20 protein-coding genes are annotated in these 23,761 nt (G+C 42.0%); 7 read left to right on the forward strand and 13 right to left on the reverse strand.

The window, feature by feature from the left end; genetic code table 11:
* Positions 1–24 precede the first annotated feature (24 nt).
* From J3L18_RS19120 to ligA, 3 genes are all read right to left on the reverse strand, one after another.
* Complete coding sequence (locus J3L18_RS19120; RefSeq protein ID WP_129571664.1) at positions 25–2,475, reverse strand: DUF5686 and carboxypeptidase regulatory-like domain-containing protein; 2,451 nt, start codon at positions 2,473–2,475, stop codon at positions 25–27.
* Positions 2,476–2,558: 83 nt separating this feature from the next.
* A complete protein-coding gene (locus J3L18_RS19125; RefSeq protein WP_091173785.1) occupies positions 2,559–2,789 on the reverse strand; it encodes a hypothetical protein in 231 nt (76 codons plus the stop codon).
* 129 nt (positions 2,790–2,918) lie between these two features.
* Entirely contained in the window at positions 2,919–4,931 is a 2,013-nt protein-coding gene (gene ligA, locus J3L18_RS19130) for an NAD-dependent DNA ligase LigA (RefSeq protein WP_091173788.1), read from the reverse strand.
* Positions 4,932–5,129: 198 nt separating this feature from the next.
* On the opposite strand from ligA, the gene J3L18_RS19135 reads away from it, so the two are divergent.
* Together J3L18_RS19135 and J3L18_RS19140 are read left to right on the forward strand one after the other, a co-directional pair.
* A complete protein-coding gene (locus J3L18_RS19135) occupies positions 5,130–5,744 on the forward strand; it encodes a TNT domain-containing protein (protein WP_189549480.1) in 615 nt (204 codons plus the stop codon).
* A gap of 20 nt (positions 5,745–5,764) precedes the next feature.
* Positions 5,765–6,100 carry a hypothetical protein gene (locus tag J3L18_RS19140; RefSeq protein ID WP_091173795.1) on the forward strand — a complete coding sequence of 112 codons (336 nt, stop codon included), beginning with the start codon at positions 5,765–5,767 and terminating at the stop codon, positions 6,098–6,100.
* 70 nt (positions 6,101–6,170) lie between these two features.
* On the opposite strand, the gene J3L18_RS19145 is transcribed toward J3L18_RS19140, so the two are convergent.
* Complete coding sequence (locus J3L18_RS19145) at positions 6,171–7,091, reverse strand: DUF6263 family protein (RefSeq protein ID WP_129571662.1); 921 nt, start codon at positions 7,089–7,091, stop codon at positions 6,171–6,173.
* Between the two features lie 153 nt (positions 7,092–7,244).
* Here J3L18_RS19145 and J3L18_RS19150 point away from each other — a divergent pair, with 153 nt between their 5' ends.
* The gene (locus J3L18_RS19150) at positions 7,245–7,487 is read left to right on the forward strand and encodes a hypothetical protein (RefSeq protein WP_091173800.1); all 243 of its coding nucleotides are present in this window, start codon (positions 7,245–7,247) and stop codon (positions 7,485–7,487) included.
* An 84-nt stretch (positions 7,488–7,571) separates the two neighbouring features.
* On the opposite strand, the gene J3L18_RS19155 is transcribed toward J3L18_RS19150, so the two are convergent.
* Both J3L18_RS19155 and J3L18_RS19160 read right to left on the reverse strand, forming a co-directional pair.
* A complete protein-coding gene (locus J3L18_RS19155; RefSeq protein ID WP_223266300.1) occupies positions 7,572–9,353 on the reverse strand; it encodes a DUF885 domain-containing protein in 1,782 nt (593 codons plus the stop codon).
* A 122-nt stretch (positions 9,354–9,475) separates the two neighbouring features.
* Entirely contained in the window at positions 9,476–10,366 is an 891-nt protein-coding gene (locus J3L18_RS19160; RefSeq protein WP_189549506.1) for an IS1595 family transposase, read from the reverse strand.
* Between the two features lie 91 nt (positions 10,367–10,457).
* Between J3L18_RS19160 and J3L18_RS19165 the strand changes: the two genes are divergently transcribed.
* Complete coding sequence (locus J3L18_RS19165; protein ID WP_091173807.1) at positions 10,458–10,928, forward strand: DinB family protein; 471 nt, start codon at positions 10,458–10,460, stop codon at positions 10,926–10,928.
* Between the two features lie 50 nt (positions 10,929–10,978).
* Here the strand turns inward: J3L18_RS19165 and J3L18_RS19170 are convergent, their stop codons facing one another.
* A complete protein-coding gene (locus tag J3L18_RS19170) occupies positions 10,979–12,295 on the reverse strand; it encodes an alpha/beta fold hydrolase (protein ID WP_091173811.1) in 1,317 nt (438 codons plus the stop codon).
* Positions 12,296–12,581: 286 nt separating this feature from the next.
* Here J3L18_RS19170 and J3L18_RS19175 point away from each other — a divergent pair, with 286 nt between their 5' ends.
* Positions 12,582–15,026 carry an outer membrane beta-barrel family protein gene (locus tag J3L18_RS19175; protein ID WP_129570010.1) on the forward strand — a complete coding sequence of 815 codons (2,445 nt, stop codon included), beginning with the start codon at positions 12,582–12,584 and terminating at the stop codon, positions 15,024–15,026.
* Here J3L18_RS19175 and J3L18_RS19180 read toward each other — a convergent pair.
* The 3 genes from J3L18_RS19180 to J3L18_RS19190 all read right to left on the reverse strand — a co-directional run bounded on the left by J3L18_RS19180 (position 15,023) and on the right by J3L18_RS19190 (position 16,624).
* Complete coding sequence (locus J3L18_RS19180; protein WP_129570009.1) at positions 15,023–15,250, reverse strand: KTSC domain-containing protein; 228 nt, start codon at positions 15,248–15,250, stop codon at positions 15,023–15,025. The genes J3L18_RS19175 and J3L18_RS19180 overlap by 4 nt on opposite strands.
* Before the next feature lie 43 nt (positions 15,251–15,293).
* A complete protein-coding gene (locus J3L18_RS19185) occupies positions 15,294–15,674 on the reverse strand; it encodes a DUF1634 domain-containing protein (RefSeq protein WP_091173822.1) in 381 nt (126 codons plus the stop codon).
* 113 nt (positions 15,675–15,787) lie between these two features.
* On the reverse strand, positions 15,788–16,624 hold the full coding sequence (locus J3L18_RS19190) for a sulfite exporter TauE/SafE family protein (protein ID WP_091173826.1): 837 nt from the start codon (positions 16,622–16,624) through the stop codon (positions 15,788–15,790).
* A 164-nt stretch (positions 16,625–16,788) separates the two neighbouring features.
* On the opposite strand from J3L18_RS19190, the gene J3L18_RS19195 reads away from it, so the two are divergent.
* Together J3L18_RS19195 and dapA are read left to right on the forward strand one after the other, a co-directional pair.
* Entirely contained in the window at positions 16,789–18,627 is a 1,839-nt protein-coding gene (locus tag J3L18_RS19195) for a UbiD family decarboxylase (RefSeq protein WP_129570008.1), read from the forward strand.
* A 494-nt stretch (positions 18,628–19,121) separates the two neighbouring features.
* Positions 19,122–20,018: a 4-hydroxy-tetrahydrodipicolinate synthase gene (gene dapA / locus J3L18_RS19200; protein ID WP_129570007.1), complete on the forward strand. Its 897-nt coding sequence runs from the start codon at positions 19,122–19,124 to the stop codon at positions 20,016–20,018.
* Positions 20,019–20,233: 215 nt separating this feature from the next.
* Here dapA and J3L18_RS19205 read toward each other — a convergent pair whose 3' ends face one another.
* The 3 genes from J3L18_RS19205 to J3L18_RS19215 all read right to left on the reverse strand — a co-directional run bounded on the left by J3L18_RS19205 (position 20,234) and on the right by J3L18_RS19215 (position 23,688).
* On the reverse strand, positions 20,234–20,413 hold the full coding sequence (locus tag J3L18_RS19205; RefSeq protein ID WP_090529881.1) for a BF3379 family histone-like protein: 180 nt from the start codon (positions 20,411–20,413) through the stop codon (positions 20,234–20,236).
* 314 nt (positions 20,414–20,727) lie between these two features.
* On the reverse strand, positions 20,728–22,164 hold the full coding sequence (locus J3L18_RS19210) for a glycoside hydrolase family 125 protein (RefSeq protein ID WP_129570006.1): 1,437 nt from the start codon (positions 22,162–22,164) through the stop codon (positions 20,728–20,730).
* 279 nt (positions 22,165–22,443) lie between these two features.
* Positions 22,444–23,688: an aminotransferase class I/II-fold pyridoxal phosphate-dependent enzyme gene (locus J3L18_RS19215; RefSeq protein WP_129570005.1), complete on the reverse strand. Its 1,245-nt coding sequence runs from the start codon at positions 23,686–23,688 to the stop codon at positions 22,444–22,446.
* Positions 23,689–23,761 lie beyond the last annotated feature (73 nt).

The following is a 23,761-nucleotide window of genomic DNA, read 5'->3' on the forward strand; positions in this document are numbered from 1 at the left end:
TAAGTGCAATTAATAATTAGCATATTACAAGCTTATCCCAAGCCTTATTGCCGATTTTGCCTCAGTACCTCCATTGTATGATACGCCATACATCAAACGGATATTAAGATATTGTAAACCAAAACCCAGTTCGGTATAGTTTTTAAGCGTGGGCGTATAAAGGTAATTTACATCGACAATTTCCTGTAGTTTAAACTTGCGAATCAGCGGGATCTTATTGGTGATGAAACCCGAAAAGTTGTGTTCAAAATGCCCTTCAAGATATTTATCAGGCGTACTGAAATCGTAGTAATCCAGCAAGAGAAATCGGTTTAACCTCGGCTTGTATGAAAGCACCTCGTTGCCTGCAAAGTGGAAATAATCGGGGAAGAATACGCTCTTAGCATTCAGGAATTTACCGGCTCCTATAAAAAATGAGCTGCTGCCATAAAAACCCATACTAATATCTGCCTTTGAAATCTCGGCGCTGATTTTATCATAATTAACATCCGAACCTAATACATTGCTGATACCTTTAGTGTAGTTTAAACTGATGGTTGGATATTTGGATGGCAGATAGCGCCTGCCCGAAGGATAGGTTTCGTATTTATTGCTGAAATCATAACTGGCCTGCAGGTTTACGGTGAGCGACTGATTTTCGGCGAACAACAGCGTATTATGATCAGGATCCAACGGGTTATTGGATGTAAACTGATGCGAGTGTGGATCAAATACACTAAATGAAGCTGTATTTAACAGTGCCTTACGGTTAGCCCATTCAACGGAGGCGCTGCCGCGCAGCCCTCCTGTTATCCTGCCCGAAAGTGAAGCCAAAGCAAACTGCTTTTGATATAGTTTTTTAAAGTTTTGTTGCGAAAGCAGACTGTGAACCGTATTCACAAAGGTTGACATAGGCGCCTGGCTATTTAGATCGACTACATCCGACCCTCCGCTTAAACTCAATGTAAAACGCTGCATTACTGGTAAGGCAACACCTCCCGAGCCATTTAACAGGTGATTGGAAAAGCCATACCGCACTTTGCCATTCAGCATAAAATAGCGGTTGTTTACGGTATCAATCAACTTGCTGTATGATGCGCCGTAATCAAAAGCCAAACCTTCTACTGTGTTATAAAGCAGGGAGCCGATGATTGGATCGTAATGAAAATATTCTTTTTTGTATCGATTGCGGGTATTGATGCCGGTGAAAAGCAGGTTTACCGGTTTAAATTTATTGTTGGCTTTATCCAGGGAGTCGAGGTACTCTTTTGATTCCCGTTTTTTGGCGAGTTTATCTTTATTGGTATAATCGGTAACCTCTTCGGCGGTAAGCGGGATTGGCCGGGCCTGGTTCCAATAAGTTGAGTCTTTGCTGATGCCTTTGGTGATCCGGAGCACTTCGTTAAAATCGGCTTTGTTCAGCGCAGGGTCGAGGTTGTAGTTTTTATAGATCGAAATAAAGTAACCTCCTAATTTAAATCCGAACAAACCTCCTGTAAATTCAAATTTAACAGAGGATGTCATCCAAATCTTTTCGCTAACAGGGAAAAACTGCTGGTTAATTTTAAGGGTATCAACAAAATTAATATTAGCCCTTTTGGTAATGTAAAGCTGCAGCCCGTAAATGCGCCAGCTATCATCCAAAATATAAATATATCCCTCAAAACATGGGTCGTGCAGCCGTTTAGGGCTTACCTGGATCTTGTTAATAGTTTCGCCATTTTCAACCGAAGTACCTATGTACCTGTAGTTATAATAAAACATGGCGTTATCAGCTACCGGCGATACCAGCGGGCGGTTGCTCAAGCCCCGCCAGGTTTCATAGTTCTGGTAAAAATTAACCGCCATATCCGATGCCCGGTTAAAGCTAAACGCCCGGTTACGGCCCGACACTTTTGACGACACCTGTTCCTCATGCACCTTATCGGGCCTTATAAAGCTATATTTTGACTCTGACTCAGAAAGGTAAACTATCCCGCGGCGATTTGAATCAAGGCCGGCTTCACTGGTAGCTTTTTGCACATCAAAACCCATAAAAGTTTTTGGGGCGGCCAATAGTTTTTGTAAGCCTTTGATGTAGATATCGCAGGTATAGGCTTTAACTTCGTTAAGATAGGTTTTCCGTTTTTTAATAGCCTTACGCATAATTGCATAAGCTGGATCTTCAGCCCCTGCATGCACAGTAACATCCTTAAGCTGGTAAGTTTCTGTTTGCAGGCTGATGTTGATAACCTGGTTAGCCGCAAGGTCAACAATTTTGCTTTGCTGGGCATAGCCAACTGCTTTATATTGAATTTCCCGCATGCCGGCATTTAAACGCAGCAAGTAAGTTCCTTCGCTGTTGGCAGATACTCCTATAGTAGTATTTTTTATAAAAACGGATGCAAAGGGGACGGGCTTACCTTCCTGGTTGGTTATTTTACCGCTAATGCTGAATTGCTGGGCATATGAAGAAAAATTGAATATTAAAAATAACGCAACTAAGGCTGGCTTCATTAAGCAGATGTTTATGCTAAGATGAAACTTATTAATTGATTGTTACAGCACTAAATTGTTAAATAATGTGAAAAGACACCCGGTTAGGATGCCTTTTTCTTTGATGTATCTTTGCTGCCAAGAGGCGGGTGTGGCTTATTTTTGATGTTCCAATCCTTAATATCAACCAGGCCTGGCTTTGTTTGATAATGCGATTTGCTTTTAGGGCACCTCACAATAAATTTACCTTTAACCTGTTCTATAACCGGCCTTTCGCCGCATTCCTTACAGAGTTCACAAAAGATATTTTCTTGTATAGGTATAAATTTTTCCATAGTAAATTACTCGAACATTAGTACGTTTAATTAATTATGGGGCCCTTTCGGTAATACAAATAACGTAATTTCTGAGCTCAAAAAATAAAATTCCTCACTAATAAACAAAAATAAACAACACAGGAATGCTTATTTTATCAGTGCAAGTAAATCTTCATCGCTGATAATAGGTATATTAAGTTTATTAGCTTTTTCTAACTTGGCAGGGCCCATATTTTCACCTGCGACCAGGTAATTAAGTTTAGCCGATATACTGCTCAATATCTTGCCACCGTTTTGTTCAATGATATCTTTCAGCTCATCACGCGAAAAGTTGCCAAATGTTCCCGATATAATAAAGTTCATTCCGGCAAGCTTTTCACTGGCCAGTACAACTTCTTTTTCTTCGGCAATAAATTGCAGGCCCTGCTCCCTTAGTTTTTGTATTTCCTGCCGATGGATTTCACCTGCAAAATATTCGATTATGCTTTGAGCTATCCGTTCGCCTATCTCTTCGGCAGCCGTAAGTTCTTCAACCGAAGCTTCCATTAATTTATCTATCGATTTAAAATGGAAAGCCAGCTTGCGGGCCACTGTTTCGCCTACATAACGGATGCCCAAACCAAACAGCACTTTTTCGAAAGGCATTTTTTTGGATGTTTCAATACCATCAAGCATATTATTGATCGATTTTTCGCCAAAACGGCCCAACTGTTTCAATTCGGCAGCATGGGTATGCAGCTCATAGATGTCGCTGATGTGGTTTATGAAGCCTCTGCTATATAAGGTTTCGATAGTTTCATCACCCAGCCCATCAATATTCATCGCTTTACGGCCAATGAAATGCTGCATCTTTCCAACAATCTGCGGCGGGCAGCCTTCATCATTGGGGCAATAAAACGCAGCTTCGCCTTCCTTGCGCTCAAGCGGAGTATCGCAGGCCGGACAGGTAACACGGTAAACAACAGGCACGGCGTCGGCCTTACGTTTTTCTGGGTTTACGCTAATGATCTTGGGGATAATTTCGCCGCCCTTTTCAACAAAAACTGTATCACCCTCATGCAGATCAAGTCGGATGATCTCATTGGCGTTGTGCAGCGTCGCGCGTTTTACCGTAGTACCTGCAAGCAGTACAGGCTTTAAATTGGCCACCGGGGTTACAGCACCGGTACGGCCTACCTGGTAAGTCACTTCAAGAAGCTCAGTCTCTACCCTTTCGGCCTTAAACTTGTAAGATATGGCCCAGCGCGGCGATTTGGCGGTAAAGCCAAGCTCCTGCTGCTGTGAGTAATTATTTACTTTAATAACAATGCCGTCAATATCATAGCTCAGGTTAAAACGTTCCTTATCCCATTTATTAATAAATTCCAAAACGCAATTAATATCCCCGCAAAGCTCACTATGCTCATTGGTATGGAAACCCCAGGTTTTAACAGCCTGCAGGCTTTCCCAATGGGTTTTAAATACAGTTTTTTCAGTATACAAAAAGTACAGGAAGCAATCAAGCGGGCGTTTGGCCACCTCTGCCGAATCCTGCATTTTTACTGTGCCTGAGGCAAAGTTACGGGGATTAGCATAAGGAACCTCCCCGCTTTCGATACGTTCATTATTCAACCTGTCAAAAGCTTTGCGGTGCATGAACACTTCACCGCGGATGTCAAAATAACCGGGGTAGCCTTCGCCGTGTAAACGTTTAGGTATGGTATGAATGGTTTTAATATTGGTGGTAACCTCGTCACCCTGTACACCATCGCCGCGGGTAACGGCCCGTACCAGTTTGCCGTCTTCATAAGTGAGGCTCATGCTCAAACCATCAAACTTAAGCTCACATACGTACTCAAAGTTATCACCAATGGCTTTGCGTATCCGCTGATCAAAATCAAATAGTTCCTGTTCATTATAGGTATTGCCCAACGATAACATCGGCCAGCGGTGCCTAACGGTTACAAATTCCTTGGTTATATCACCGCCTACTTTTTGTGTTGGCGAATCAGGGTCAGCAAACTCCGGGTATTCTTTTTCGAGTTTATTAAGCAACTCCAGTTTTTTATCAAAATCAAAATCAGAAATGGTTGGCATGGCCAGCACATAGTAGTTGTAATTGTGCTGTTTAAGTTCGGCGGTTAATACCTCTATTTGTTTTTTTGTTTCAGCTGATGACATAGGTACGAAGGTAATAATTTAGTTTATTTCATCCTTTTTACCGCGGTAAATACCAGCTTTAGGTAATAAAGTTTTTGTTGCCGGTAATAACAATAATTAGTATATGATATTTCATATAATACCTATAAAATAAATATGATAATTCTCTTTCATAAACGCGGCGCACATAGTAGATTTATCAAACAAAAACTACATCGAATGAAAACACTAAAAATCCTGATCCTGTCAGTATGGTTGATGCCTTTTTTGGCAACCGCGCAAACAAAACCACTAAAACATGCCCACAACCCTGCTGCAAACCATCACAAACTGCCGGTACGGGGTATTACTTATGATGACTTTAAAAGCTCGGTTGCTGATTTTGCCGACACCAGCAGTAAAAAAGCCCTTGCCGATTCGGCCTGGCTGCTATGGAAAACCGAGAAATGGGACGCCCTCGAAAAGTTCTTTACCGCCAACAACCTTAATGGCGGCTGGCCTCCAAATCGTGGCGCAGTAAATCTTATCATCATTACTTTAAAAAAAGGTGTGTTGATTGACCGTTATGGTGGTTATACCGATACTACCGGTACTTTCCAGGATAAAGGCACCTTTGTATCGCCAAAAGGTGTACCATTCCCTATGCGTGCTTTGCCGGATAATACCCTTAGCAAGCCATACAAAATTTATAAGGTTTTAAAAGCAATAGCCAAAGTTAGGCAAGGCAAGATTATTCCATGGTTTGGCAAACCAGGCTTGGGTATCCAGTATGAAGTACCAGCCACTGTTAACGACCTGAAAGCAGGCGGTTACATTGAAGAAGTAAAACAATAAAAAACGCGATATATTAAAATATGATCACAAAATATGAAGTAACAAAATCATTGTTGTTTGATGGAGACGAAGCCGAGGTCATACATAAAACCTTTAAACTGCCTGCCGGTGATATAAAATTCGGTGATTTTGCCAATAACAATTTTGAAGATCTGCATAAGGTAATTACACCCGACGACTTTAAAACCATTGTAAAAACAGGCGGCTTTAATGCCGATTTTCTTAATTTATACAAGGGCAGCGAAAAGCTCAGGCTATATTATGCTAAAAAGGGGAACTCTATTGCTGTTTTTGCATATGGCGAGTTTCAGCCCACACGGTATAAGCTTTATTTTGAAGGCTTGTGGATGTTGTAATACCAGCTGTTTATACAACAAAAAAACCTGCTATAACTGGCAGGTTTTTTTTGATTATTATCTTCTTTAATTAATGGTCAGTACTTGATGTTTCGCTGGCAACACTCATAGGGAATGTTAAACCGCCCGGAACCTGCGGGTTATCTTTTATTTCGACAGTACCGTCAATGTTTTGCTTTAATTTTGAACTGGAGATCCAGCCGGTAGCCTTGTCAACAACAACATCAGCCACCATAGTGCCTTTCATATTGTATTTCATGGGCATATTACTAACGGTTTTATAACCGGCAGTATTATCTGTTTCAAGTGTGGCATTTCCGTGTATCAGGTAGCTCTGTGGAGTGATATCAACCAGTTGATAAACAGCTATGACCTTCGCGCTCATAGCACCTTCCAGGTTATTTTTAATTGTCCATTTATCATTTTTTGCCACAACCGTTTCGGGCAGCACCGACATAGCCATTTCCAGGTTGCTTTTAAGCGCTCCTGATCCAAACGATTGGGTTAACTGCGTTTTCAACTGCTCTTTCTTTTCGGCCGGTACCTCCTTAAAGCCATCTATCATAGATGTGATCATATTCTCGGCGTTCTCTATCGACCTGATCCGGCCACTTCTGGTTAGCGTTGCGGTAAACGGTTTATTGGTTATGCCCGACATGATCCTGGCCATAATATTTGTGGTATCCTTATTATCAGAATCAAAGGCTACATTACCCGTGGGCAGCTGCATTTTCATACCCACTTTGGTATAATTAACCTCCATATAATAAAGAGAATCATTAACATTTAATACTTTGAATGACATTTTGCCGTCAATCGTCATATCGATATTATTAACCTGACCGTTTATAGTTTGCTTTACAACAGAGTGCGCTGTGGTAGACAAGTAATAACCATTGCCTTTAATTAGTTTTAAAGCCGGTTTTACCTTCTGCCCATAACCTGTTACCGCTCCTATAGCCAGTAAACCGGTCATCAAAATTTTCTTCATGATTGGTAATATGTAAGCGCTAAATATATTATAATATCTCTTACAAAAAACTCAAAATTCCTAACAATTAATTAAAAACAAATTCGTTAACTTTATACTGCGCTGGGGTCTTTAATTTTTCACACACCTAATTTAGCGGAAAGAGAGGTTTTTATGTTACAGCAGATAGCATTTATACCACAGCACCAGTTTCATGTGCTGATCAATTTTTCGGGAGAAGATGAACGTATTTTGGCAATTTTACCCAACGACGCAGGGAATTTCCGTGTGATTTACCAGGGTAAGACAATTGCCGAACTTAACCTGAATAAGGACGGCTGTACCTGCTATAAGGGTAAGCTAAAGAAAAACGTCATGGCCCAGCTCGAGCATCAGATAAAAAATCATTACGCGTAAGCTGTTAATAAAAAAGAATTTGATAGTTCATGGGAGATAAACCCATGGTTCATAGTCCATGAGTTTATACCCGTGGACTATCAATTAATTTCCGCTGTTTTTAGCCAGCATGGCTTCTCTGATAAATTTAACCGGTGCACTGCCGTAACTCAGGAACTTTTCGTTAAACTCTTTCAGTTTATATTTATCCCCCATTTTTTGTTTATAGGCATCCCTCAAATCTATAATTTCTTTATAGCCGGTATAATAACTTGTAAGCTGAACACTGGTTACGCTAACGCGTTTCCATTTGCCATCAGCTTCGGCCTGTTGTTGGAAAGCTTCGCGGGTTAATAGCTTAATTGCTTCATCTTTGGTCATACTGCCGCTATGAACACTATAATCCAAAATGGTGTTACATACCGAACGCAGGTTCCATTTATACCACATCAGCATCATTTCCGGCTCGTTATTGCCAAAGCCGTTCTCCAGCATCATTTGCTCGGTGTATACGGCCCAGCCTTCGGCCATGGCACCGTTACCAAACACAGCTTTGATGATACTTGGGGCTTTATTGGAGTATACACCCTGAACATAGTGCCCGGGCACAGCTTCGTGAATGCTCAGGATCTGTAAAATATAATTATTGTATTCACGCAGGTAGCTTTCGGCCTTTTCCTTGCTCCAGCCTGCCAGGCTGCCTACGTTATAGTACGAATTACCATTTTTATCGTACGGGCCAGGGCCGCTCATAGATGCGCCTGCCACACCCGCCATATAACCAGGCTCTTTACGAATGATCAATGGTTTTGACGGATCGAGCGTTAACAGGTCTTTAGCTTTAACAAAGGCATTAAGCTTTGGTATGATTTGTTCAATTGATGACTGAAAATCTTCAGGCTTTACATGCTTTGATGATAGGGTATCTATCAGCTGGCTTATCATCAGCAGACTATCGGCAGGTGCAGCCTGTTTACCAAAGTATTTTGGCCAAAGCTGCTTGCTGATCTTAGTCATCTCACGGTGAATGTATTTTTTTCGTTCAACGGCAGCATTGTAGATTTTCTCGGCAGTGTTGGTAGCTACAATTTCGTATTTAAACTTATCCTCATATAAATCCTTACCCAGCCTGAAACTTCTTGGGCGATCATTTTTAAGCGCTTTAAGCCAATCGGCATAGGCTTTAATAGCAACAACGCTCTGCGCAGCCCTGTCGGTCATTAGCTTTTGCTCAGCTTTGGGGATAGCGGTTTTCTTAAGCGAATCGGCAAAGTCTTTTCCTATTACATCAAGCCCACCCAGATTTTGCTCAATAGCCAAACTGGTAAGTTCAGCTACCGGGTTTTTAATCTGCTTTTGGGCGTCTTTATAATACTGCGGAATAAACGACATACGCTGATAAAAATGACGCAGACGTTTAGGCAAAGGCTCATAGTGCTCGTTCAGGATGTAAGCGAACGTGCCGATAACGTTATATGACGATGGGTCCCACTCATATTGTTTTAACTGGCGCACCTGCCATTGCAGGTATTCAAGCTGATTTTGCAGAATCTTGTAATCTATTTTATTAGCTTCAGACAGGGTATTTACCTCAAAGCGACTCAATGAATCAACCTGGTATTTGGCAAAGGTCACCAGCTTATCGCGGCTTTGCTCATTAGGCAACACCATCAGGCTGTCGTATTTATGATACCCTGCAGAGGTAGCCCAATCGGGGTTCAACTTCCAGAAGTTATCCAGAAACGTGTTCTCGTATTTAATAAAAGCTTCATCATCCTTCCCTAACAATGGGCCGGTGCCGCTGCCCCCATCTTTTTTACAGCCGATAAAGGCAACCATGAATAAAACAACGGCGAGTGCTAATTTTAAGAATATGTTTCTGACCACAACTGATGAGTTTTACAATGAAGCATAAACTTAAAACTTTTAAGCCAAATAAATCAAACCGGCGACGAATTTGTTACTTTAACAAACATTTGGCCCCAGGCTCTCGAGAGAGTAATAGCCCATCAAGAGGCAGTAGCCATTTTGTTAATTAAAAAGTTAAACACCTGGTTATTGCCTCTATTGTTATATTTAAATGTGAACTCATTCAGGTATGATTGCAAATGTCTGAGCGATACTTTATGGTATTGACCATATATCCCCCGTTTTAACAATGTCCAAAAGCCCTCAATCGTATTGGTGTGATACTCTCCCCGGGCATACTCTTCTTTTTCCTTGTTTAATACCTGATGTTCACGGAATATTTTATTTAAACCGGCATATCCACCAAAGCCGTCCGTTACAATAGTAGCATCTGTGCTCACTGATTGTTCAACAATGGGTTTGAGCGTTTTCCCATGTGCCTTATCTATGACCTGAAGCTTTAGACGGCCATCCCGCTCCAATAACCCAATCACGGGCTGTTTATCCTGCATGCCGGTGACCTGCAAATTATTATCGCGCCTTTCCTGCCGCTTTTTCTTTGAGTGATTGGCTTTTTTACCACCTAAATAAGTCTCATCTACCTCAACAATACCCTTAAACAAACCGCCATCCCCGCCGTCCCGCATGGCTTCCCGTATCCGCATCTGCAAATACCAGCCTGTCTTACGATTGCATCCCAGATCCCTGCTTAACTGACGTGCAGATAACCCCTTTTTCGCATTCAGCATTAATGAAATAGCCAAAAACCATTGCGGCAAAGGAAGTTTGGTGCCCTCGAAAACAGTGCCGACCAAAACGCTATAGCTGCGGTTACAGCTATTGCAAATATGCCGTTGGCTTTCCTGGCGCTTGCTGCTCCGTTTGCTGTTGCAATACGGGCATTCTGGCAATCCTTGCCATCTTAATCCTTCAAGATAGTCTATGCAACTGGACTGGTCTGGAAAACGCTTAATCGTCTCTATGATATTCATTATCATAAATATACAAATTATTCCTGCCTTTTCATGGGCTATTACTCTCTAAAGGGGATGCGTAACTAACTATTATAATTTTGATTTACCTATGAATAACGAACACCAGGTTTTATTTGATGAGATCACTCATTTACTACGGGGCGGCAACGCACATGCTGATCTGAAAAAAGCGCTCGATGGTTTACCGCCCAATCTTCGTGGGGTTAAAGTTGATAAACTTCCTTATACTATATGGCAACTGGTTGAACATATCCGGATAGCCCAGTGGGATATGCTTGAATTTAGCAAAGACGGCAGCCACGAATCACCAAACTGGCCCGATGATTACTGGCCAAAAGAGCTTGCACCCAAAGATGATGCAGCATGGGATAATAGCCTTGAACAGATTGACAGTGATTTGGAAGAGCTAATAGAAATGGTGAAAAGCGAGGATATTTATAAAAAAATTCCGCATGGCGATGGGCAAACTATACTCCGGGAAGCGTTACAAGCAGCCGATCATAACGCTTACCACATTGCCGAGATCATCATGATCAGAAGGTTATTAGCGGCCTGGTAATTATTTTCATGTCATTGCAAGCGTAGCGCAATGACATGAATTTAGTGTTATTACCTTGTCGTCTTCAGCACAAAATTAGTTATAGCCGTTACAAACTCCGGTTTAAGCGGTAAATCAGGCTCATTATAAGTTGCCTTGTTCTTTTCCTTATCTGCCGGGGCTTCTTTCAGCACATGGTTCATGTTAGGGATAATATCAAGTATAGCATCCGACTTTGCTTTTTTCAGCTTTTCGGCGTCACCAACAGTTACCTGTAAATCGGTGGTTCCCTGGATGATCAATACCGGGGCTTTTACCTTCCTGATCTCGCGCTGAGGGTTATACCTGAACCACGACATCAGGTATTTTTGAATACTTGGCCTGGCTATAAAGTATAATGCAGGGTCGATATTATCGGTTGTTTTTCCCCGCTTCAGGCTATCCAGCATACGATTAAATCCATCTGATATAAAAGCAGGCTGCGATTTCATTTGCTCGGTAAGGATCTTATCGGCCGAATCGCCGGCACCGGCTACAGATATAAAGCCCTTTATCGGCTCATCAAGCGAAGCCATCATGCCAACTAACGAACCTTCGCTGTGTCCAAGAATAATTATCCGTGAAAAACGCTCATCTGACGAAAGCATGTTAAGCAAGGCGGCGGCATCTTCTACATAATCCTCAAACCTGATCTCGTTTTCCTTAATGGAAGTTGTGCTTTGCCCAACCAGGCGTTTATCGTAACGAAGTGATGCTATGCCTTTTTTTCCCAGTTCATTAGCTATCATTTTATAAACATTGGCGTGAAGCCCCAATTTAGGACTGTTACCGTCCCTGTCGGTAGGGCCAGAGCCTGCAATGATCAATACCAACGGCACCTTTCCGTTAGCATCCTTAGGCATGGCCAATGTTCCGGATATTGAACCCAATAAAGTTTTAACAGTTACAGGCGACTCAACCAAAGAAGGATCGGTAGATATGCTTGTAGCCGCCGCCGTACTTGGCGCAGCAGTTGCAGCCGGCGCTTTGTACGGTGTCAATGACAGGCCTGTAAATTTATTATCGGCATTTAATGATATATTTAATAAAAAAACACTTTTCTGAAATGTAGCTTTATAATGCGCTATCGGGGTTTCATAGCTTTCAAAATCAGCCTGTAACAATGAGCCCAATTGTGTTTTTAACTGCACAGTTGTACTTTTGAAATCGGCTTGTGAAAGTGCCTTCTTCATTTCTGGCCCAAACAAGCTGTACACGCTATCCGGCTGGTTATTGTTATATAGTTGCTTAAACTTATTTAAAGCCACAGCATAGTTGGCCGGTGGCATTTGGGCAAACAATTTCCCTGCAAAACAGGTAATTAATATAAACAGATACAGTTTTTTCATGTTATAATGGTCAATATACAGTGCGATGATGTATTGAGGCCGAAAATAAAGAAAAAATCATGTTGTTTTGTTTATTTATGCCATTGCGCGCGTTTTGGCAAACAATATTTAGTTGTAATAATGTAAACCCTTTTACCCGGCATAATCCATACTAATGTTGCAACATTGTTTGATATTATATCGTTAAAATACCAATGCAATACATATAGTTTTATATATATTGTATTATATTGCGATACATTTTATAATTTTTTAAACTATAGCAAACTTCTACATCTACTAATTAATGAGGGTTTTAACAGCAGGCTTTTTTTTTGCATTCCTGACAGGAATGTATTGTAATTCGTTTGCTCAAACAAAACCTTCAACAATACAGGGTAAAGTTTTAATCGAAAATAACCAACCGGCCGATGCAGCCACCGCAGTATTGCTTGCTGCTGCCGATTCATCTGTATTAAAATCAAACATGGTAAATAAAAATGGCCAGTTTGAATTTCAGGGACTACAGCCTGATAGCTACCTCGTGCTTATCAGCAAAATAGGTTACGTAAAAGTTTATGCCGGCCCTTATAAAGTTACCGCAGGCCAAAAAATAACAGCCAACGATATTGTTTTAAAACTTTCGGATAACCAGCTAAAAGAAGTTAAGGTAGTTGCCCGAAAGCCATATATTGAGGTAAAACCCGGTAAAATTGTATTAAGTGTACAAAACAGCATCCTGGCCGAGGGAAATTCGGCCTTTGATATCTTGCGGCAATCGCCTGGGGTAAGGGTTAACAGCAACGAAACTTTAAGTATTAACGGCAGACAAGCAGCATTAATAACCATCGACGGTAAACCTACCAACCTTACCGGCGATGATCTTACCAGTTTGCTCCGCAGTATGCAAAGCAGCACTATTGACCAGGTTGAAATGATCAGCAGCCCATCGGCCAAATACGATGCATCAGGCGGGGGCATCATCAACATCATTTTAAAAAAGGGTAAAAACCTGGGCACCAACGGTACGGTTACTGCCATGGCGGGTTATGGAAAGTATTACAAAAGTACAGCAGGCATTGTTTTCAACAACCGCACCAGTAAACTCAATATTTTTGGAAATTACACTTACGATAATAATAAAGGCACACGCACTATTACAACCAACCGTAATATTACTTATAACGAAACCCTGAGTAATTACGATGTTGATTATAACAATATTCAAAAAACCACTAACCACAACTTTAAAATAGGGGCCGATTATACCATCAACCCAAAGCAAACTATAGGCTTTTTAGTAAGCGGAATTATCAGGAGTGATGATTTTACAAAGCACAACGACCTCTACATCAGCAATCAGCATCAGCTCGATTCAGTAATCAGGGCCCGTTCAAACCTCGACAGGGGCAGCAACTATTTAAACTACAATATCAATTATAACGCGGTGTTGGATAAAAGCGGCCGCAGTATCTCGGTAGATGGTAACTATTCAACCTACACCCGCCACTCTAATGAATTTATTACCAATAGCTTTTTTACCCCGGCGGGCAATACTTACCGCGATGATCTTGAGTTGGAAAACCTTTCGCCGTCAGATATTCACATCTGGACATCAAAAGTTGATTTTGTTAACCCATTAAATAAAACCTCACGATTGGAGACAGGCATTAAATATAACAACACCCGCAGCAATAATAATCTCATTTTTGGCCCCAAAATAAACAACATATATGAGGCCGACCCCAATTTCAGCAACAGGTTCCTTTACACCGAAGCAGTGAGCGCGGGGTATATCAATTATGTAAATAAAATAGGTAAGTGGGATATTACCGCAGGTGTACGTGCCGAAAACACTCATGCAACCGGCAAATCATGGGGATTAAATGAGCGGGTACCGATGATAAATACCAATAATTATTTTAACCTCTTTCCGCAGTTACAGATAAGCTATGAGGCCGATAAAAAAAACATCATCGGTATTGGTTATAACCGTGGTATTCACAGACCGCTTTATGAAGATATCAATCCATTTTTGTACTATACCGACCTGTATGATTATCGTGCAGGCAACCCTCAGCTAAAGCCGGAATACACCAACACTATACAGATTTCCCATACTTATAATCAAACTTTTTCAACTGAGCTATATTATACGGTTACTAATAATGCTTATGATTTTCCAGTATATCAGCAAAATGATTCGACTAAGGTTAACATAACTCTCCGTAAAAACTTCGGGCAGATCTTTGTTTACGGGGCTTCATTCTATGCGCCTGTGCAATTTACCAGATGGTGGTCGGCCAGTTTTAATCTTGATGCTATTTATGTGCGTTACAAAGCGTACGCGCAAAACGGGGATTTTGACAGGGGTAAGCAGGACATTATTTTTGGCAGCACACAAAATTTCACCATCACCGGTACATTACTTGGTGAAATATCGGGCAGGTATGAAACCCCAACTATTTACGGCATCAATGAATTAAAAGCAAGCTATTCGGTAAACGCGGGTATCAGCAAGCAAATATTGGATAAGCGGGGCACTGTTAAATTAGCACTAAACGATGTATTTAATACCGACAGAGGGCGCAACCATGCCAGCTATCAAAACATTGACCTTTCGGAGGTAAACAAACGCGATACGCGCATTGTAAGGCTCAATTTTACCTATCGTTTTGGCAAAAGCACCATTAAATCGGCTAACAAACGCAATACGGGTAATGATGATGAGCGCCGCCGCACCGGAAATTAATAATGCGCATACCTAACCTTTAATTCAGGGTATTTGCCTTTTATATGGGTAACAAAGAAATGCCCAAGCGAATCGGAGCTAATAAACTTGTTATAGGCAGATAAAGGAAAACCAAAGTACTGCCACACACCGTCATTTTCCCGAAATTCGAGTTCAAGAATGCGGGCCTCAGGGTCATAGCCAACGCTGCTTAAAGCCGATGATTGTACTGTACGTCGTTGCATTTATTATATATACTATATTAAATACAAAAAAGTTTTTAAAATATCAGCCCGCGTGACCGCTTATCATACTGGTTAAAATGATAAGCAGTACAAGTACAGTAATGGCTGTGTACAGGTAATCTTTTTCCATAACAAAGCCAATAGCCGAAAACACCACCCTGATAACCGGCGTAGCTATCAGCAAAATTATCCCGGCCTGAATAATGGCCCTGCCGCGTAAGGTAAATATCCCCTGTATAATACCACCCGGATTACTCACAAAATCGGGCACACCAACAAATTTGCTATAATCAACGTGGGTTTGTCCATGTCTGTACAGGTAAATAACCCCACCAATAAAAATAACGCTCATTGATACCAGCACTCCCGTGCGCAGTATCCAGCCTATTACGGCTTGCATATCGGTATCTTTGAATTTGTTCATTAGCTCAATTGTTCATTAGTTCATTGGTGGCTTAGTTCAAAAAGCATTCATTAAATCTGTCATTCTATACTTCAGAAAAGACCAATGAACGATTGAACTAATGAACCAGTGAACTATATAGTTCCTGTAATTCCTTTATATATCATTTGCGATGCCAAAAAAGTAACCACCACGGCAAAAACCACGCGTAGCCATCCCGATGAAGAGGTATGTACCAATATTTTTGATCCGCTTAAGGCACCTAATAAAACCCCTATAGCTACCGGCATCGAAAGCCCCGGATCAATGTACCCCCGTTGCAGGTAAACTACTGCACTTGCGGCTGCCGTAACCCCTATCATAAAGTTACTGGTAGTAGTTGATACCTTAAAAGGGATGCGCATAATGCCATCCATCGCCAAAACCTTCAGCGCTCCCGAACCTATGCCCAGCAAGCCTGATATTACGCCTGCAAAAAGCATCATGAAAAATCCACCGCCTACGTTCCTTACCGAATAGGTTACCTCCCCTGTTGGGCCGGGGAAACTGCCGTTTAATTTTAGCTTTTCGGCTAGTACACTTTTTTGCTGATGGATTTGCTGCGATTTTTTCCGTAACGACATTACTGCCGAAAGGATCAGGATCACTCCGAATAAAACTGCTATAAAATTAGTCGGGATATAAACCGCTATCAGTGCGCCAACCATGGCGCCAGCCGTTGTGGCAATCTCCAGGAACATCCCCAGCCTGATATTGGTGATTCCTTCTTTAACGTACGCTGCGGCAGAACCTGATGATGTAGCAATAACCGAGATCAGCGAAGCCCCGATGGCGTATTGAATATCCACCCCAAGTAAAATAGTGAGCAGCGGAATAATAACAACCCCGCCACCCAACCCGGTTAACGAGCCCAGCAAGCCCGCCAAATATGACCCAACAAGTATAATAAGTGTTAGTACTGTTACCGACATAGGGTAATTGATATTTACTGGCTAAAGTAAGGATTTTATCATTAGGTAAGGGAGCCGACAAATCATTGCTTATGTTAATGGTAGTTTTGTAATACAACTATTGAAAATATCCTGATGACAATGAAATGAATCCTCCCAATGAACTAATTTCTTAATTTCGCCCTATGGGTTACTCAAGTTTACAAGCCTGCATTACCGATCTCGAAAAAAATGGTCACTTGGTTCGTATCAAAGAACAGGTTGATCCCTATCTGCAAATGGCTGCAATACATTTACGTGTATTTGAAAATGAGGGGCCCGCTATATTATTTGAGAATGTAAAAGGCAGTAAATTCCCCGCAGTATCTAACCTGTTTGGTACACTCGACAGGTCGAAATTCATATTCAGGGACACGCTCGAAAAGATCAAGGTTCTGGTCGATATTAAAAACGATCCCATAAAGGCTATAAAAAATCCTTTTAAATATGCAGGTGTTGGCTTAACGGCGCTCTCGGCATTGCCTATGAAAAGCGGTGCAGGCGCGCCTATTAAATTTGGCAAATGCAACATCAGCGATATCCCGCAAATTGTTAACTGGCCTATGGATGGCGGCCCATTTGTTACCATGCCACAGGTATATACCGAAGATGTGGATAAACCCGGCATCATGAACGCCAACCTGGGTATGTACCGCATTCAGCTGGCTGGTAATGATTACATCCCAAACCAGGAAATTGGTTTACATTACCAGATACACCGGGGTATTGGTGTGCATCAAACCAAAGCCAATGCCAAAGGGCAACCCTTAAAAGTTAGCATTTTTGTAGGCGGGCCACCGGCACATCCGGTAGCTGCCGTAATGCCCCTGCCCGAAGGCTTATCAGAAATGACTTTTGCAGGCGCATTAGGGAACCGTCGCTTCCGATACTTTTATGATGCCGAAGGTTTCTGTATTTCGGCTGATGCTGATTTTGTGATCACTGGCACAGTTATGCCGCACGAAAATAAACCTGAAGGACCATTTGGCGATCATTTGGGCTATTACAGTTTGGTACATCCTTTCCCGCTGATGAAAGTACATAACGTTTATCACCGTAAAGATGCTGTATGGTCGTTTACTGTGGTTGGTCGCCCGCCGCAGGAGGATACCAGTTTTGGGGCACTGATCCACGAAATTACAGGTTCGGCTATTCCTAAAGAAATTCCGGGCTTGCATGCAGTTAACGCTGTTGACGCGGCAGGTGTACATCCCCTCCTTTTTGCCATTGGCAGCGAGCGTTATACCCCCTATCTTAAAGAGCGCAAACCACAGGAGATAGTTACTATCGCCAATCACATATTGGGCAAAGGCCAGCTAAGTCTTGCTAAATACCTATTCATTGCCGCGCAGGAAGATGACCCAAAACTTAATGTAAACGATATTGGTGGTTTCCTGAAGCATATTCTGCAAAGGATAGATCTTACCCGCGACCTGCATTTTTATACCAATACAACCATCGATACACTTGACTATAGCGGCGAAGGCTTAAACTCGGGTAGTAAATTAGCTGTTACCGTAGCCGGCGAAATCAAGCGTGAACTGTGGGCTGAGCTGCCCGATTGGTTTAGTCTCCCCCGCCCTATCAGTGCTTACAAAATGGCCATGCCTGGTGTGCTCATGGTTGAAGTGCCCAAACATGTAAATCACAAGGACATAGATAATATTATCAGCATTATAGAATACAGCCTGCAGGATGAAGACCTTACCGGCTTGCCCTTAATGGTACTTTGCGATGATGCCCGTTTCGCCGCACAAACCGTCAACAATTTCGTCTGGGTAACCTTTACCCGCAGCAACCCATCGCATGATATTTACGGTGTGGGCAGCTTTACAGAACACAAACACTGGGGTTGTAAAGGCCCAATGATTATTGATGCCAGGATAAAACCCCATCATGCCCCTGTGCTTGAACGGGTACCTGAGGTTGAAAAAACAGTGGACAAATTGGGCGAAAAAGGCGGATCGTTGTTTGGGGTTATTTGAGTCTGAACCGGGATTAAACAGATTCGGGGATTTATAGGATTTCCAATTCTGTTAATTCTTAAATCCTGCAAATTCTTATTCAGACAGCGTTAAGGATTGCAGCGGATACCGGCCATGTGGCTAAGGCCCGCGCAGTATGCGCGGAAAGCCTGGGCCGCAGGCAACGCCATTATTGATTTCGGATCTGGCATGTTCGATTTCGGATTTGAAAATATTATTGTCTTAAAAAGTCACAAGTGAGCCACGCACAATCAAGCGCGCAACACTTGCGCCAAAAGAAGAAAATACATATATCCTCGTTGCCGTGTCCCCACGGCAACTTTTGCCTTAGCCGAGTATTTAAAGAGAGGCTCCAATCTATTCAAATTAGATACTTCAATTACTCAAAATCTAACTTTAAACGCAACCAAGGCACTTTTTCAAAAAATAAACCTCTAATAAACTCTTAATCTACAATCACTAATCACTATATTAGCATCCTTTTAATTTTAATCATGGATATATTTTACGGAACAGGGGTAGCTATGGTAACCCCTTTTCATGCGGATGGTCAAATTGACTACAACGGGTTGAGAAACCTGATTGAACATTTGATTGATGGCGGGGTGGAATACCTGGTGTCGTTAGGTACAACCGGCGAAAGTGCCACATTGAGCGAGGCTGAGCGAAAGCAGGTTTGGGCTTTCACAGCCGAAGTGGTAAATAAGCGCGTTGGCCTGGTGGCGGGTATTGGCGGTAATAATACTCATGAAGTTGTTGAGCAAATAAAATCGTTTGATACAGAAGGCTATGATGCTATACTTTCAGCAAGCCCGCATTATAACAAACCTACCCAGGAGGGCATTTATCAGCACTACAGGGCTATAGCACAAAATACTAAACTACCTATAATCCTGTATAACGTACCAAGCCGTACAGGCAGTACCATCAGCGCCGAAACAACTGTACGCCTGGCAAAGGAGTTTAAAAACATAATCGGCATCAAAGAAGCATCGGGCAATTTCGACCTGTTTAACCAGTTGATGCGCGACAAACCCGAGGATTTCCTGTTTATATCAGGCGATGATCCGGTTACTTTGCCCATGATGGCTTTAGGCGGGGTTGGTGCGATATCTGTTATTGGTAATGCTTTGCCGCGTCAATTATCTGACATGGTTAGGCTTTTGCTGAATAATGATTATAAAGGCGCGCACGAAGCACATTTTAACCTGATTGAGTTTACCCGATTAATGTTTGCCGAAGGTAGCCCTGCAGGTGTTAAAACTGCCCTAAAACAATTAGGCATCTGCGGCGATACAGTACGGCTACCATTGGTACAGGTAAGCGAAAAAACTGCAGATGCTATTGCCGTTGAGCTTAAAAAGCTGGCTCCGGTAGCAGTAAAAGCATAAAATACAAGAATCCTCTACAAGCGTCATTGCTATGTACGAAGCAATCCCCTATTAGCAGGTATGCCCTGTAAAGTTTGCCATTGCTTCGTACCTGGCAATGACGTTTTTTATATTCCCTGGAGTGCTTTTTTAGCCACATGTCGAAGCTTTCCATAAAATAAAAAACCCGGTCAATGGACCGGGTTTTTTATTGGAATAAGATGATAAAAATCTTACTAAGCCTCTTTATTCTTCGCCTCCTGAACTTCAAGGCGGATTGCCTGTGCCAGGTTTTTTAGATCCTGCATACCTTTACGTACACGTGTACCGGCAGCGCTGTTTCCTTTATTGTAGAATTTGTCGGCGTCGGCCTCTAAAGCTGCTACAAGCTCTTTTACTTCAGTAAATTTTTTCATTTAATTACTCCTTTTAAATTTTGAGGTTTATTGTTTTAATTAAAGCTAAGCTAAAATGTTTTTTGTTAATTAAAAACTTTTAAAGCCAAAAAATACGGCCTTAATAGTGGTTTTTTTCCACATTTTAAGCTCTTTAAGTTTATTAGCGCCCGTTTATTTTTTATTAAAAAGTTTAAACCAAACCTATACTTTAAAATAAGTTTTATTAATAATTAAAATACGAAACATAAACTACCATAAATAATATTTACAGCCAACTATACAATCTAAACACAGTATTTAAATACTATTAAGTATTAATATATTCAGCAGGTTTAAAAAGTCTGCTGCAGTATGTCAGGATAGTGTTCGTGCACTTTTAGTATCAATTCGCCAAATAAAGTGTTAGCCCAGGCAAACCATTTGCGGGTAAAGTCCTTTGCATCGTCTTTATTAAAGGATTCGTGCATGAAACCGGTGCCTGCATGTGTGCTTTTCAGCCATTTGATACACTGTACAATCTCTGCTTTATCGGTTGATGTAATACCGCGCATAATGATTGCCATTGGCCAAATATAACCTATACCCACGTGCGGACCACCAATGCCTTCGGCAGCTGTGCCTTTAAAATAGTAAGGATTACTATCGCTCAACACAAACTTACGGGTGCTTTGGTACAGCGGGTCATCAACTTTTACAGAATCAAGATAAGGCAGGGCCAACAGACTCGGAACGTTCGAGTCATCCATGAAAAGTTGATTTCCATAACCATCAACTTCAAACGGAATAACCTGGCCAAATTGCGGGTGATTACCCACAGCGTATTGCTTAAGCGCTGCCTGAACCTCATTTGCTAATGCTTTGCAGGCATCAGCGGTGGCACTATCATGGCCTATAGTGCTGTACATTTCGGCCATCTGATTTAAGCTTGCTACCGCGAAATAGTTTGACGGGATCAGGAATGGATAAATGGTTGCATCATCCGACGGACGGAAGATAGAGCAGATCAAACCAACGGGTTTAACGGGATTCCCATAGCCTCTGTTTGGTGCGGTATCACTTTGTGTTTCGGTTTTACGTTGGAAGAAGTACGGGCCTTTACCATCCTTACGTTGCTGCTCTTTAAAAGTAGCGAGGATGATCTTACCTGCCTTTTGCCAGTTATCGTCAAAGAAGCTGCTGTCGCCACTTATTTTCCAATAATTGTAAGCCAGCCTTACAGGGTAGCAAAGTGAATCTATTTCCCATTTGCGTTCGTGCAATTCGGGTTTCATGGTAGTGCGATCGCTGTCCCATTCGCTGCCGGTTGGGCCCTCGTTAAAGGCATTTGCATACGGGTCAATGATCACGCACTTAGCCTGGCGGCTCAATACACCCTGGATTAATTTTTTTAATGCCGGGTCATTTTTAATAAGTGGTAGATACGGCCAAACCTGTGCCGATGAATCACGCATCCACATAGCGTTGATATCGCCCGTGATTACGAAGGTATCAGGCTTACCATCTTTTTCAGAATAGTTTACGGTAGTATCTAAAGTGTTTGGATAGCAGTTTTCAAAAAGCCAGGCAACTTCAGGGTCTTTGATGTCGGCCTTAACCTTTTTAATGATGGCTTCAACAGCCTTGCTGGTGAACTTACGGTCGGCCAGTTTTGGGCGCTGGCTTTCAAAGGCAGGAGCCACAGCCGAAGCAAATACAGGAGTTACACCTAAACCGATACCGGCAGCTGCAACGCTGTTAATTTTTATAAAATGTCGTCTGGTTAATTTCATGGTTTTGATATGGTAGGCGTAAAAATAGAAAAGGGTTTTTGTTAAACAAAAAAGCTTGCTAAAATAATTTAGAAACGTTTTATCAAGGATTTTTAAGGGGTAGCAATCTTCAACGTAGAGACGCATCACATACGTCTGCCCAAAGGGCAAAAGCTCCTCCCCATTTATTCACCATAGCGGCATTTCAAACTGGAGATGCATGTGATGCCTCTACATCAAATGCAAAAAAACAAAAAAGCCTCGGATCTCTCCGAGGCTTCTAAGTATTATCAAATGCGTTTAAGCAATCTCTAATTTATTTTCTTTGTAATAACCGGCCTTTAATTTTTCACCGATAGCGCTGTACGCATCAAGGGTACGTTGTACATCCTCCAAACTATGAGCCGCTGTTGGGATCAGCCTTAGTACAATTAAGCCTTTAGGGATAACCGGGTACACTACTATCGAGCAAAAGATACCATAGTTCTCGCGCAAGTCTCGGGTTAGGGCTGTGGCCTCAAAAAGATCACCCTTTAGAAATACCGGGGTAACCATCGTGTTTGAAGCACCCAGATCAAAGCCACGTTCTTTTAAACCTGCTTGCAAGGTATTTGCAATCAACCATAATTTCTCGCGAAGTTCTGGTTGAGTCTTTAACATTTCAAAGCGTTTTTTCAAACCTAATACCATAGGCATTGGCAACGCCTTGGCAAAAGTTTGCGAACGCATGTTGTAGCGCAGGTAGTGGATAATATCCTGATCGGCAGCTACAAAAGCGCCAATACCCGCCATTGATTTGGCAAAGGTGGCAAAGTACACATCCACCTCGTCCATACAATGCTGCTCTTCATGCGTACCCGCACCGGTTTTACCCATGGTACCAAAACCGTGTGCGTCATCAACCAGTAAACGGAAGTTAAATTTCTTTTTAAGATCGGCAACTGCTTTAAGTTTGCCTTGCGCACCCGACATACCAAAAACACCTTCGGTAATTAACAGGATACCGCCGCCGGTTTGTTCGGTTAGGCGAGTTGCACGTTCAAGCTGTTTTTCGCAGCTTTCAATATCGTTGTGCTGGTAAACAAAGCGTTTACCCATATGTAAACGTACGCCATCAATGATACAGGCGTGCGATTCGGCATCGTAAACAATAACGTCATTCCGGTCAACTAGTGCATCAATTATAGACACCATTCCCTGGTAACCGTAATTTAGCAAAAAGGCCGATTGCTTGCCAACAAAAGCAGCGAGGTTGTTCTCCAGCTCTTCGTGATGAATTGAGTTCCCCGACATCATCCTTGCACCCATAGGGTAAGCCATACCGTAATCGGCAGCGGCTTGCGCATCAGCCTGCCTTACTTCGGGATGATTAGCCAAGCCAAGGTAATTATTAAGACTCCAAACTAAATGCTCTTTTCCCTTAAACTCCATGTGCGGGCCTATCTCACCTTCCAGCTTAGGAAAAGAAAAATAACCATGCGACCACTTTTGATGCTGACCTATCGGCCCACCCAAGCTTTTTGTTATTTTATCAAATAAATCCAAAATGAATTGTTTTTATAAATTTAGTTGCAAATATAGCCGTTAAAACACCTTTAAACAATAGCTATAACTTTTT

Source organism: Mucilaginibacter gossypii (genome assembly GCF_017569325.2).
In the GTDB taxonomy this organism is placed as follows: domain Bacteria; phylum Bacteroidota; class Bacteroidia; order Sphingobacteriales; family Sphingobacteriaceae; genus Mucilaginibacter; species Mucilaginibacter gossypii.

Excerpts from the sequence above, each read along its gene's own strand:
- J3L18_RS19120 (WP_129571664.1), bottom strand. The coding sequence starts at position 2,475 with ATGAAGCCAGCCTTAGTTGCGTTATTTTTAATATTCAATTTTTCTTCA.
- J3L18_RS19125 (WP_091173785.1), bottom strand. The coding sequence starts at position 2,789 with ATGGAAAAATTTATACCTATACAAGAAAATATCTTTTGTGAACTCTGT.
- ligA (WP_091173788.1), bottom strand. The coding sequence starts at position 4,931 with ATGTCATCAGCTGAAACAAAAAAACAAATAGAGGTATTAACCGCCGAA.
- J3L18_RS19135 (WP_189549480.1), top strand. The coding sequence starts at position 5,130 with ATGAAAACACTAAAAATCCTGATCCTGTCAGTATGGTTGATGCCTTTT.
- J3L18_RS19140 (WP_091173795.1), top strand. The coding sequence starts at position 5,765 with ATGATCACAAAATATGAAGTAACAAAATCATTGTTGTTTGATGGAGAC.
- J3L18_RS19145 (WP_129571662.1), bottom strand. The coding sequence starts at position 7,091 with ATGAAGAAAATTTTGATGACCGGTTTACTGGCTATAGGAGCGGTAACA.
- J3L18_RS19150 (WP_091173800.1), top strand. The coding sequence starts at position 7,245 with ATGTTACAGCAGATAGCATTTATACCACAGCACCAGTTTCATGTGCTG.
- J3L18_RS19160 (WP_189549506.1), bottom strand. The coding sequence starts at position 10,366 with ATGAATATCATAGAGACGATTAAGCGTTTTCCAGACCAGTCCAGTTGC.
- J3L18_RS19165 (WP_091173807.1), top strand. The coding sequence starts at position 10,458 with ATGAATAACGAACACCAGGTTTTATTTGATGAGATCACTCATTTACTA.
- J3L18_RS19170 (WP_091173811.1), bottom strand. The coding sequence starts at position 12,295 with ATGAAAAAACTGTATCTGTTTATATTAATTACCTGTTTTGCAGGGAAA.
- J3L18_RS19175 (WP_129570010.1), top strand. The coding sequence starts at position 12,582 with ATGAGGGTTTTAACAGCAGGCTTTTTTTTTGCATTCCTGACAGGAATG.
- J3L18_RS19180 (WP_129570009.1), bottom strand. The coding sequence starts at position 15,250 with ATGCAACGACGTACAGTACAATCATCGGCTTTAAGCAGCGTTGGCTAT.
- J3L18_RS19185 (WP_091173822.1), bottom strand. The coding sequence starts at position 15,674 with ATGAACAAATTCAAAGATACCGATATGCAAGCCGTAATAGGCTGGATA.
- J3L18_RS19190 (WP_091173826.1), bottom strand. The coding sequence starts at position 16,624 with ATGTCGGTAACAGTACTAACACTTATTATACTTGTTGGGTCATATTTG.
- J3L18_RS19195 (WP_129570008.1), top strand. The coding sequence starts at position 16,789 with ATGGGTTACTCAAGTTTACAAGCCTGCATTACCGATCTCGAAAAAAAT.
- dapA (WP_129570007.1), top strand. The coding sequence starts at position 19,122 with ATGGATATATTTTACGGAACAGGGGTAGCTATGGTAACCCCTTTTCAT.
- J3L18_RS19205 (WP_090529881.1), bottom strand. The coding sequence starts at position 20,413 with ATGAAAAAATTTACTGAAGTAAAAGAGCTTGTAGCAGCTTTAGAGGCC.
- J3L18_RS19210 (WP_129570006.1), bottom strand. The coding sequence starts at position 22,164 with ATGAAATTAACCAGACGACATTTTATAAAAATTAACAGCGTTGCAGCT.